Genomic DNA, 12,127 nt, shown 5'->3' with positions numbered 1-12,127 from the left:
GAAAAAACGAATGAAAAATATATTGATTATTTCAAGCTTGCCAATGTGACGTGTCTTTGACCTGCGCACAATAAAGCTATCGTGCGATTCACAAGGAGTGAGTATAAAGCCCTGAAAAAGTGCTTTCGGATTTAAAAAAGGGATTCCGATACTGACAGAAAGGAAAAACATGGAGAAAAAATTGCAAAATCCAACCTCTAACAAAAATGAAACACCCGCACCGCAGGGAGGCAAATGGCCGGACGAGACGATCATTCGCTATATCATCCGTGCTTTTTTGCTGCTTATTGTATTCGCATGGGCGCTGGTAAACCTTGACGCTGTTTTGTGTTTTCTCGGCAAGGTGCTTGCACTGTTCACTCCGTTTCTGATCGGCGGCGCGATTGCTTTTTTGATCAACGTAGTTCTTCGGCCAATGGAATGCTGCTGGAACAAGGCGTGCCGCAAAGCTCCTGCAAAGCTGACCCGCCCCGTGTGCCTGACAGCAAGCACCGTGCTTATCCTTGGAATTCTATTTGCTGTGGTATTTATGATGCTCCCCAGCTTGCGGGAATCCGGCGATGAGTTTATCCAAAACATTCCGATCTATGTGGAGGAAATCGGGCGGTGGTGGGCTGACGTTGTCCAGTTTGCTGCAAAATATAACATTGTCCTGCCCGAATATGTCATAGACTCTGACCTGTTGATTGAGAAGGTCACCGCCTTGATCAGTGACGAGAAAAGCGGGATTCTCACCGTGACATGGGGCGCGGCAACTTCTGTCCTGTCGGTTTTTGTAGATGTTCTCTTGGGGCTTGTTTTTGCACTTTATTTGCTTGCGAAGAAGGAGGTCGTCGCGGCACATTTGAAAAAACTCATTGAGACAGTCCTTCCGCAAAAGACGGCGCAGCGGCTTCTTAGTATTGCCGCGCTGACCAATCAGACCTTCACAAATTTTGTCAGCGGTCAGCTTACCGAAGCGGTTATCATCGGTGTTCTGTGCTTCTTTGGAATGCTGATTCTTGGGATTCCGTATGCCGGTGCTGTCTCCGCGTTTGTGGCCGTCACTGCGCTGATGCCGATTTTTGGCGCATGGATTGGCGGCGGCTTTGGTGCGTTTTTGATTCTGCTGGCAGAACCTGGAAAGGCTCTGTGGTTCATTCTCTTTCTGATCGTTTTGCAGCAGGTGGAGGGCAATCTGATTTATCCCAAGGTGGTCGGCAAGTCCGTCGGACTTCCTGGACTGCTTGTGCTGATGGCTGTTACGATTGGCGGCGAAGCATTCGGCATCTTAGGGATGCTGTTCAGCGTTCCCGTCTGCGCCGTGCTGTTCAGCCTTTATCTGGAGTTCATGAAGAAAGCAAGCACCCTTTAAGTTGTGGTCTATTCAACAAAGACCACGGCAATTATCGAGCATATTATTTACGATGAGATGGATGACCATTACGGCGCAGAGCCGGAATATCCCTGGAATGACTGGAAAGCTGTGCTGAGGCGCAACGACAATAATAAATGGTATGGTGTGGTTCTGAAAGTATCTGCTGATAAGTTGGGGGAGTCGGAAGCAGTCGGCATTGATCTAGGGCTGCCGTTCGAGGAAAAACGAAGGGTTTTCGAGGGAGGCAAGTCAAATGGAAGACGTTCGACTTGAATTATTCATTAGTTCTTGATAAGTAACCATTCGGTAATCATAGCGTAGTTATCGAATGGTTACTTTAATGAAGAAAATAATTATGGCAGAAGGCACAAAGAAACGGATTTTGAGAACAGCACTGGAACTGTTTGCGCATACGTGCCCAGTAAAGGATAGAGTTGTATCTTAACCTGAGTATAGTTATAATACAATTATGACAGCTGCTTTCCCAGGATTATCAATGACGGAAATGATGTATGACGATGATAGGCAGCAGGGAATTTCCTGGGTATAAAAAAGCTTGCGAAGCTAATGAGAAGGGATGACATCATGGGACATTTTTATTTTGTAAGACACGGACAGACTGTGTGGAATGTGGAGAATAAAATCTGCGGAGCAACAGACAGTCCGTTGACGGAGCATGGACGGCAGCAGGCGGCTGAAACCGGGAAAAATATTGTAGAAAGCGGAATCAAGGCAGATGAAATTCTCTATTCACCCCTTAGCCGTGCAGCAGATACAGCAAAAATTATTTCTGAAATGAGCGGGATTCCCTGTAGGGAAGAACCAAGACTCATAGAGCAGAACTTTGGAAAATGGGAGTCTACGCCGAGAGACGGCAAAGAGTTTAAGATGGCGAAAGCGTCATTTGCCTGCCGATATGAAGGGGGAGAATCCATGCTGCAGCTTGCACAGCGTATCTATAATCTGCTGGATGAGATAAAACAGGAGTCTGACCATAAGACATACATTCTGGTGGCACACAATGGAATTTCAAGGATGATTCAGTCTTATTTTACGGATATGACTAATGAAGAATTTGCATCCTTTGGCGTAAAAAACTGCCAGGTGGTGCGGTATGACTTCTAATATGTATGACCTTTCCGGTCAGGCTGCGCTCTCGACCAAGGGATATCGTTTGGAATTATGGAGAATGGAGTTTTCCAGATTTAACAACACTTTGCAAGAATTCTCCCATCCTCTCTAGGTGGTGAGATGAATTGCCTTTTGGGAAAATCATGCAATATCTGGCATATTAAAACTGCGCATATCTGTGCACATGAATGAAAACAAATATAGAAGAACAAATGTTCTGAAAAGCATAGACAAACAAGTGTTCCTGTGTTATAATATAATCAGTCGAAAGTAAAAAGAAAGGCTGATTTTATGAGCAAATTGGACAGTAATGCACATTCAGTGTTTCTACTCTATTATCATTTGATTCTGGTTATAAAATATCGAAAAAAGATACTGACGAATCCTGTTTCTGAGCGTGCCCGGGAGATTTTTGAATATATCGCTCCGAAGTATCATGTTACATTAGAGGAATGGAATCATGATCGGGATCATGTTCATATTATGTTCCGGGCCCATCCGAAATCGGAACTCAGCAAATTTATCAATGCGTATAAAAGCGCAAGCAGCCGATTGATTAAAAAAGAGTATCCGGAGATTCGGCAGAAGCTTTGGAAAGAAATGTTCTGGAGCCAGAGTTTTTGCCTGTTAAGTGCTGGTGGTGCACCCATTGAGGTCATCCGCCAGTACATAGAAACGCAGGGAGAAAATAAGAGTGAACATCGTGTACCGTTTTCGGATTTACCCGAATAAATCTCAAAAAGAACTATTTGCAAGGACATTTGGTTGTGTGCGTTTCGTGTATAACCGGATGCTGGCAGAGAAGATAGAATATTATGAGAAAACCGGAAAAGTATTAAAGGTTACGCCTGCAAAGTATAAGGCAGAGTTTCCGTGGCTGAAGGAGGTAGACAGTCTGGCATTGTGTAATGCACAGCTGCATCTGCAGACAGCCTATAAGAACTTCTTTCGGGATTCTTCGGTTGGTTTTCCGAAGTTCAAGTCAAAAAAGAATCCGGTAAGAAGTTATACGACAAACTGCGTAAATGGAAATATTACTTTGCAGAATGGTAAACTGAAACTTCCGAAAGCAGGTTGGATCCGCATAAAACAGCATCGGAGTATCGATGATAGTTATACTTTGAAGGGCGCCACCGTCAGCCAGGAAGCAGATGACAAATATTATGTATCATTACTGTATGCGGCAGAAAAACCGGAACATAAAATCAGGCCAGTAAAAACCGCAATCGGGCTTGATTTTTCCATGAATGAATTGTATGTAGATTCCACTGGAACTCATGCAGATTATCCTCATTTTTTCCGAAAATACCAGGAAAAACTTGCAAGGGAGCAGCGCAGGTTGAGTCATTGCAAAAAGGGGAGTAGCCGTTACATGAAACAGAAAAAGAAAATAGCCAGACTCCATGCTCATATTGCACGTCAGCGGAAAGATTATCTGCACAAGGAATCCAGAAAGATAACCAATTTTTATGATCTTGTGTGCATAGAATCTTTGAACATGAAAGAAATGAGCCAGGATTCAAGGTTTGGAAAGAGTGTTCATGATAATGGATGGGGAATGTTTACTGATTTTCTTTCCTACAAATTAGAACGTGCCGGTAAGAAACTGGTTCGTATCGATAAGTGGTATCCCAGTTCAAAAATCTGCAGCTGCTGCGGAAAACTCAAAAAAGAGCTGAAACTGGAAGATCGTATGTATAGCTGCACTTGCGGAAATCAGATGAACCGTGATGAGAATGCAGCTATCAATATTTGCAGGGAAGGCTTGAGAATATTGGGAGTTGAACTTGATGCAGAAAGAAAAATCTCCTGATTTTCCCCAAAGAACATAGATTTTGGTTGGGACTGCGTAGATACGAAACAGTTCCGCTCATAATAACAGAACCGTGGGACACACGGGGATAGCTCGCCTATGCTTTGCCCAATAGGGCAATCGAACGAGAAGCCCCCACTTCAAGCGTTAGCTAAGTGGAGGGAGTATGTCACGGAGATATTCCAATTGCTGCCTGAGTATTTTGCTCATGAAAGTATTTTTAGGAAACCAAGAGAGAAGGAACGTATAATATGAAAACTTATAAAGTTGGTCTGATTCGGGTGCTGACCACAGAGGACGAGGAATTGCTGCAGCTGCATGGAAAGCTGATAGAATCGTATTTCCCTATGTTCCAGGTGGTGTCACGATGTATTCCGGATCAACCGGAGGGAATTCATGACGATGAAACATTCGCTGTAGGTGTACCTAAGGTGGTGAATCTTGCAGTGGAACTGTGGAAGGAAGGCTGTCAGGCTATTATTATCAGCTGTGCCGGTGACCCGGGAGTTCCGGAGGCAAGACAGGCCGTACCGATTCCGGTTATAGGAGCGGGATCCAGTACTGCAGCGTTGAGTCTGTTTTTTGGCAGTCATCCGGCTGTGTTGGGGATTACTGAAGATGTACCGTCAGGATATCAGCGGATATTCGGTGATCGGATCGTAGACAATGCAAAGGGAGATGGGGTAGAAAATGTTCTGGATTTAATGACGGACAGAGGATATGAAGCTACCATGAAAGCAGCGTCTGCGCAGAAAGAGATGGGCGCCGATGTGATTGCCCTTAGCTGTACAGGAATGTCCAGTATCCGTATTGCTCCCTCCATCGAAAAGACAGTAGGAATTCCGGTTCTGGATCCTGTTTTGTGTGAGGGACTGCTGACATTGTTTGAGCTATTGAGAAGAGAAAATATGGAGGATTAGGAGTTAGAATTAGGAAGCTTCGTCTATACTAAAATATAGGCGGAGCTTTTTTATATGATAGGAAATATCGTCCTATTGTATGCATAATGATTGTATCTTAACCTAAAGATAGTTTATAATACAAATAGACAGAAGAACTGGCTATTTGTATAAATATTATGCTGGGTACACATACATTCCCAGCAGCTGCTGAACACAGTAAAAGGCAATGGAGGCACCGGATAACCATAGCTGCAACTGTGGCGCAGAAAGTGAATGAGTGAAATTATGAAACGAATTAACAATGTTATGCCAATTATTTCTGGACCCTGTTTTGGTTTTACCGGAATTTTTGTACACGAATTACGGATCGTACTTGCCAAGTTCGTGCTTTCGGGTAAAAAGCAGGAAGTTGTGGAGGAATAGGATCATGTCAAAAGATGAGTATTTGATTACCGATGCGCCGCTGAAAGCGTTGACGGTTTTTGCAATGCCGATGATTCTCGGCAGTTTTTTTCAGCAGGTATACAATATGGCGGACTCCATTATCGTCGGCCAGTTTGTGGGTTCCTCCGCACTGGCGGCGGTTGGCGCCTGTGCAGCGCTGACGAATGTTTTCATTTGTGTGGCACTGGGGGCCGGTGCTGGTGCAGGTGTGCTTGTGAGCCGCTATTTCGGTGCTAAAGAGTATGGAAAAATGAAAACGATTGTGTCTACATCACTGATCAGCTTTTTGCTGCTGAGCATCATCCTTGGTGTCTTTGGCTTTTGCTTTTCCCATGCGATGATGAGCGGATTACAGACTCCTGCTGATATTCTGGAGGAAGCAGTGCTGTACCTGCGGGTCTATTTTGTGGGCTTTCCGTTTTTGTTCATGTACAATATTCTCTCTACCATGTTCACTTCCATCGGTGAATCAAAAATTCCGTTGGGACTGCTGATCTTTTCATCAATCCTGAATATTGTAATGGATCTTTGGATGGTAGCCGGTCTGGGACTTGGCGTGTTCGGTGCGGCGCTTGCAACTTTGATCGCACAGGGCATTTCGGCTGTGTTTTCACTTTTGATTTTCTTTTACCGGATGCGGCGGTATAAGAGTATCTTTGCCTGGTTTGAGGGACAGGAGCTGCGCTCGATGCTTCGGATTGCTGTTCCGTCGGTTCTTCAGCAGTCTACCGTATCCATCGGTATGATGATCGTACAGGCGGTGGTAAATCCTTTTGGCACACAGGCACTCGCCGGATACGCGGCAACGATGCGTGTGGAGAATGTTTTTTCCCTGATTTTTGTGTCCATCGGCAATGCGGTTTCCCCATTTGTTTCCCAGAATCTTGGCGCAAACAAAACCCAGCGCATCAAAAAAGGCTATCACGCAGCATTGGTGCTGGATGTGTGTTTTGCGGCGCTTGCTTTCCTTGTCATTGAAACGCTGCACACGCAGATTTCCTCACTGTTCCTTGGAAAAGACGGAACCGCCCTGGCTTATCAGGTGTCTGGGGATTATATGAGATGGCTTGGTTACTTCTTTATCTTTATGGGAATTAAAATGGCGACCGATGGAGTCCTTCGCGGGCTCGGAATCATGCGGCCATTCCTCATTGCCAACATGGTAAACCTTGCGATCCGCCTGTCCGTGGCATTGATCGGTGCACCACGTTTTGGCATTGATTTTGTTTGGCTTGCCGTGCCGGCAGGATGGCTTGCCAACTTTCTGGTTTCCTATGCGGCACTGAGAAAATCCTGGCCGACTGAGAAAGTGGAGCCGTCTCGATAAATTTGGATGTACGGAAACGAAATACATACGTTTGTCTTGTTTGATTTATGAATATCGATTTTGTTAAAAATATGTAATGATACCAGGGTCAAAAGGTCAGAAGTTCGACGCAAGCTTGCTTGCGGGAAAATTTTTGACCCCAACATCATGTAATTGCTTTAGGAGGAAAAAACGAATATAATAACATAAACTGACAGAAGGAGAAATTTGTGATGAAGAGACAGAAAGGTTTTACACTGGTTGAACTCTTGATAGTGGTTGTTATTATTGGAATACTGGTATCAATTTCAATCCCGATTTTTACGGCACAGATGCACAAGGCAGAGGTGGCGGCAGACTGGGCGAATCTCAGGGCATATTATGCGGAAATACAAGCAGATTATATGTCTACCCAGCAACAGAATCCGAAAGTTAAAACGGATTGGCATACAAATCCCAACTATGACTGGCATTCGGTGACTTTTTTAGATGGGCATAAGGCTGAGATAAAGGCTGGAACCTGTGCAGTTAGTTTTACTACGGATAAAGGATATTCAATTGCATATAATTGTAATAAAGGTCATGCAAAATGTGACTTAGGTTTAGGAGAGAAGTATACGAGTCAATGATATAGCTTGAGAATACATAAGGAATTTCCGGTTCTAATGCTGGACATCCACCCCAAAGTCAAGTATAATGAACTAGAACAGTTGTACGATTATAATAAACGGGTAATCAGAGCACAAGCGGACATCTGATTTCCCGTTTTTGTATTGCAATGTATCCGGAAGACAAACAGAAGGAGGTACCCTATCCGATGTCAAGAAAAAATCCGTTCGTCATGCCCATCCTCAAATGGGTAGGCGGCAAACGGCAGCTGCTGGACAGCATCAATCCGCTGATCCCGGAATGTTCGACCTATTATGAGCCGTTTATCGGGGGCGGTGCGGTGCTCTTTGGGAGACAGCCGAACAAGGCGGTGATCAATGACTCCAACGAAGAGCTGATCAATGTATACCGGATGATCAAGGAAGAGCCGGAAGAGCTGATTGCGGCGCTGAGCGCCCATAAGAAACAGAATTGCGAGGAGTATTATTATACGGTGCGGGCGTGGGATCGCGACAAGGAGACGTATCAGACGCGGACCAACGTCGAGCGGGCAGCGCGGATCATTTACCTGAACAAGACCTGCTACAACGGCCTGTTCCGCGTCAACAGCTCCGGCGAGTTCAATTCTCCGTGGGGCAGATATAAGAACCCGAATATCACGAACGAGGCGACTATCCATGCGCTGAATACGTATTTAAATAAAGCGAATATTACGATCAAATGCGGCGATTACCGCGAGGCGTTAAAGGGCATCCGGAAGGGCGCGTTCGTCTATTTTGACCCGCCTTATATGCCGATCAGCTCGTCGGCGTCGTTCACGGGCTACACCGCGGGCGGCTTCGGGGAGGAAGAGCAGATCGCATTAAAAGAGCAGTGCGACATGTTGAATGCAAAGGGCATTAAGTTCCTGCTTTCCAATTCGTCCTGCGAATTTATCGAGGATTTATATAAAGATTACATCATCGACCACGTGGATGCCAAGCGCGCGATCAACGTGAAACCGGAGAAGCGCGGAGAGATTCAGGAAGTTCTGGTACGCAATTATGAGCTTGATTGATGATAAATGGAGAATTTTATTTGATAAATACCGGATTGAGCGGGAAATTGAGAAACATGGGCGGTTTTACATCACCGCTGACCAGATCCGCGAAGTCAAGGAACCGCGTTTGATGACGAAATTTGACACGCGGGAATCCCTGCCGCGGGTGTTTGGAAAGAAGATTTCGATTCTTCCGGTGTCGCGCGGCGGCTATGTGCTGGGCGAGTTTGACTTGTATCAGGATTTTCCGGAGATTCCGTCCGATATCAAACGGGTGACGAGCGCGAAGATACCCGATTACTTTGAGTCGATCGACCTTCATGACATCCGCTCGGAAGCCAGCGCGATCAACGTTATGAGCATCACGGGGATTCTGGATGATTTTCTGGGCGAAGATCGCATGGTGCAGACGGTTTCGGGGCGGATGGGGTCTGGAAATTTTGAGTTTTATGTCAGCGACTATCAAAAATCAGAGCTGATTGAAAAAAAGCCGCTTATCCAGGTACAGAATTCGCAGGTCGAGATCGACGGCGGATTTGAAAATGAGAATGTATTTACGCTGATCGAGGGAAAAAACGTCGTTCACAGCAATTTTCTGATCCGGCAGCTTTATTATCCGGCGAGACTCTGGGCGGAGAAGATACACAAGCCGATCCGTCCGGTGTTTATGGTGTATTCGAATAATATTTTCCGCCTGCTGGAATATGAATTTACGGACCTGCGCTACTACAATTCGCTGCGGCTGGTGCAGGAGCGAAATTACAGCTTAGAGGAAATCGAGATCACGCTGGATGATTTATACGATGTCTGGGCACGGACAAAGGTCAAGCCGGAACCGGCGGTTACCTTTATCCAGGCGGACAGCTTTTACAAGGTTATTTCACTGGTGGAACGGCTGAACGAGAATCCGATGACGGGCGGGGAGATCGCGCAGCTTTTTGGATTTAAGGAGCGACAGTCGGACTATTATTTCAACGCGTGCCGCTATCTGGGGCTGGCGGAGAAGCAGACGGATGAGGACGGCGTGAAAGTGCATATCACGGCGATAGGAAGACGGCTTTTGAAACTGCCGTATAGGGCGCGCCAGCTCGAATACGTCCGCCTGATTCTGGAACACCCGATTTTCCACGATTTATTTGAAGCTGCCCTTCAGATCGGAGATGTTCCGGACAAGGAGTATGTTGCAAAGAAAATGCGGGAATACCAGGTCTGCGGGGAAAATCTGATCGTGCGAAGGTCAAGTTCAGTGCGGGCATGGCTGTACTGGATTCTGACGCTGGTGAACGAAGGATAGGGAAATGGTGCGGAATTATTATATGTATCCGTTATCATGCTAAGGGGGTAATTTCGTCTCAGATGCGGCGGCGTCCGTGCATGTGATGCCAGACCGTTAGAAAAACAGACCATTTGGACAGAGAATAAAATATAGAAAGTTACAGGACAGCATATGGGCAGACAAGAGCAGACAAATCATCTTTTCAGCAATCGCGATCTGCGGATTCTTCTGGTTCCGCTGATCGTAGAGCAGATTTTAAACTCCCTGATGGGTACAGCGGACAGCATTATGGTCAGCAACGTGGGATCGGCGGCGATCTCGGCGGTTTCTTTGGTTGACGCCATCAATATTTTAGTGATACAGGCATTCTATGCGCTGGCGGCAGGCGGCACGATCGTCTGCTCCCAGTACATCGGACAGAAAGATAAAAAAAATGCGGAGGAATCCGCGAGACAGTTATCTTTTGTGGTGGCGTGCATCTCGTCGACGGTCATGGCAGTCTGCCTTCTGACACGCGGACCGCTGCTGCGGCTGATTTTCGGCAGCGTCGAGGCGGATGTCATGGAGGCGGCGCAGATCTATTTCTTCTACACGGCGCTTTCGTTCCCATTTATCGCCCTCTATGATGCCGGTTCCTCGATCTACCGGGCGCAGGGAAATACAAGGCTTCCGATGACGATCGCGGTCGTCTCTAACGGGTTAAATATCGCCGGAAATGCGGTGCTTATCTGGGACTTCCATCTTGGAGTTGCCGGTGCGGCGATTGCCACGCTCGGTTCCCGCGTTATCTCGGCAGTGGTGGTGTTCGCTTTTTTGCACAATTCCAGCCAGGAAATTGCGGTGCGTGACTATCTGCATATCCGTCCGGACGGACGCCGGATTATGCGGATTCTCTCATTGGGAATCCCAAACGGTATCGAAAATGCGATGTTCCAGTTTGGAAAGCTTGCGATTCAGTCAACCGTCTCGACCCTCGGGACGATCGCGATCGCAGCCCAGGCGATGACGAATATTCTGGAAAACTTAAACGGCATCGCGGCGATCGGTATCGGAATCGGCATGATGACGGTGGTCGGACAGTGTCTCGGCGCGGGGCGCAAGGATGAGGCGATCTATTATATCAAAAAATTGACGGCAGTGGCGGAGGTCGTCATCATCGCAAGCTGTGCGCTCGTATTTCTGGCGACGAAACCGGTCACGATTCTGGGCGGCATGGAGCCGGAGAGTGCGAAGATGTGCCTCTACATGGTCGGATGGATCACGGTGGTAAAGCCGATCGTCTGGACGTTCGCATTTATTCCGGCATATGGAATGCGGGCTGCCGGGGATGTGAGGTTTTCGATGATTCTCTCCTGCATCAGTATGTGGGCGTTCCGGGTGACGCTGTGCATTTATCTCTGCCGCGTCCATGGCTTCGGACCGATCGCGGTGTGGATCGGCATGTTTACAGACTGGACGATCCGGGGCATCGTATTCACATTCCGCTTTATGGGACGGAGATGGCTCGCGCATAAAGTTGTGTAAAAAACAGAGGGAGCAAAATGAAAATGGAGTTACAAATACTGGATTGGATTCAGCAGATGCGGACACCGGTGGGAGATGTCTGGATGGTGTTTATTTCGCGGCTTGGAAATGCAGGAATGATTTGGATTCTGTTTACATGCCTGCTGCTTATGATTCCGCGGACGAGAAGATGGGGAGCTGCGCTGGCGGCAGCGCTCTGTCTGGATGCGATCATCTGTAATATCTTACTAAAGCCTATGGTTTGCCGGATCCGCCCGTGCGATGTGAATCAGACAGTTCAGCTGCTCATTGCCCGCCCGGCGGACTATTCCTTCCCGTCGGGACATACGGCGGCTTCGTTTGCTGCGGTCGCGGCTCTGTACTTTGCCGGGGCGAAAAAATGGTGGAAAATCACACTGCCTCTGGCGATCCTGATGGCGTTTTCAAGAATGTATTTATATGTGCATTACCCGACCGATGTTTTGGGCGGCATGATTGTGGGATGCGCGGCGGGGTATTTTGGAAACCGGCTGGCGGCGCATCTGATACGGTCCTGGAGACAGAAGATGAAAAAACCAGAGGACAGAAAAAATAGATAATTTTATGTAAGAGATGCCAGAAGTTACTGGGCACGTATGCGTGTACAGTAATGCCAGAACACCTGTAATTGCCCCGTTTTTCTCTTGATATCCTTTATTTCCGATGGTATAATCTATAATCGAAATAATTTCTTTTATGATAGAAAAG

At 46.8% G+C, this 12,127-nt stretch carries 12 protein-coding genes; all 12 read left to right on the top strand.

Annotated features, from left to right (window positions below; translation table 11 throughout):
- Window positions 1-169: 169 nt before the first annotated feature.
- A complete protein-coding gene (locus DW931_RS10850) occupies window positions 170-1,354 on the top strand; it encodes an AI-2E family transporter (protein ID WP_118626971.1) in 1,185 nt (394 codons plus the stop codon).
- A 3-nt stretch (window positions 1,355-1,357) separates the two neighbouring features.
- Complete coding sequence (locus tag DW931_RS16265) at window positions 1,358-1,630, top strand: hypothetical protein (RefSeq protein WP_243015198.1); 273 nt, start codon at window positions 1,358-1,360, stop codon at window positions 1,628-1,630.
- Window positions 1,631-1,942: 312 nt separating this feature from the next.
- A complete protein-coding gene (locus tag DW931_RS10840) occupies window positions 1,943-2,482 on the top strand; it encodes a histidine phosphatase family protein (protein WP_118469243.1) in 540 nt (179 codons plus the stop codon).
- A gap of 297 nt (window positions 2,483-2,779) precedes the next feature.
- Window positions 2,780-3,220, top strand: a complete 441-nt coding sequence (gene tnpA / locus DW931_RS10835) for an IS200/IS605 family transposase (RefSeq protein ID WP_118481835.1) — start codon at window positions 2,780-2,782, stop codon at window positions 3,218-3,220.
- Window positions 3,183-4,301, top strand: a complete 1,119-nt coding sequence (locus DW931_RS10830; RefSeq protein ID WP_107000725.1) for an RNA-guided endonuclease TnpB family protein — start codon at window positions 3,183-3,185, stop codon at window positions 4,299-4,301. Before tnpA ends, DW931_RS10830 begins: the two co-directional genes overlap by 38 nt.
- Window positions 4,302-4,552: 251 nt before the next feature.
- The gene (locus DW931_RS10825) at window positions 4,553-5,221 is read left to right on the top strand and encodes an aspartate/glutamate racemase family protein (protein WP_118481834.1); all 669 of its coding nucleotides are present in this window, start codon (window positions 4,553-4,555) and stop codon (window positions 5,219-5,221) included.
- 409 nt (window positions 5,222-5,630) lie between these two features.
- On the top strand, window positions 5,631-6,974 hold the full coding sequence (locus DW931_RS10820; RefSeq protein ID WP_118481833.1) for an MATE family efflux transporter: 1,344 nt from the start codon (window positions 5,631-5,633) through the stop codon (window positions 6,972-6,974).
- A gap of 212 nt (window positions 6,975-7,186) precedes the next feature.
- On the top strand, window positions 7,187-7,582 hold the full coding sequence (locus DW931_RS10815) for a prepilin-type N-terminal cleavage/methylation domain-containing protein (RefSeq protein WP_118481832.1): 396 nt from the start codon (window positions 7,187-7,189) through the stop codon (window positions 7,580-7,582).
- A gap of 188 nt (window positions 7,583-7,770) precedes the next feature.
- Window positions 7,771-8,619 (top strand): DNA adenine methylase, encoded by an 849-nt coding sequence (locus DW931_RS10810; RefSeq protein WP_022360030.1) that lies wholly within the window; start codon window positions 7,771-7,773, stop codon window positions 8,617-8,619.
- Window positions 8,606-9,895, top strand: coding sequence for a hypothetical protein (locus DW931_RS10805; protein WP_118481831.1), 1,290 nt, complete (start codon window positions 8,606-8,608; stop codon window positions 9,893-9,895). Before DW931_RS10810 ends, DW931_RS10805 begins: the two co-directional genes overlap by 14 nt.
- 153 nt (window positions 9,896-10,048) lie before the next feature.
- Window positions 10,049-11,401 (top strand): MATE family efflux transporter, encoded by a 1,353-nt coding sequence (locus DW931_RS10800; RefSeq protein WP_118481830.1) that lies wholly within the window; start codon window positions 10,049-10,051, stop codon window positions 11,399-11,401.
- Window positions 11,402-11,424: 23 nt separating this feature from the next.
- Entirely contained in the window at window positions 11,425-11,979 is a 555-nt protein-coding gene (locus DW931_RS10795; protein WP_270231201.1) for a phosphatase PAP2 family protein, read from the top strand.
- The last annotated feature ends 148 nt before the right edge of the window (window positions 11,980-12,127 follow it).

The organism is Clostridium sp. AM43-3BH (assembly GCF_003479985.1).
Lineage (GTDB): Bacteria > Bacillota > Clostridia > Lachnospirales > Lachnospiraceae > Otoolea > Otoolea fessa.
Note: the sequence above shows the minus strand (reverse complement) of the source record. Positions and strands in the feature narration are given on the sequence as shown.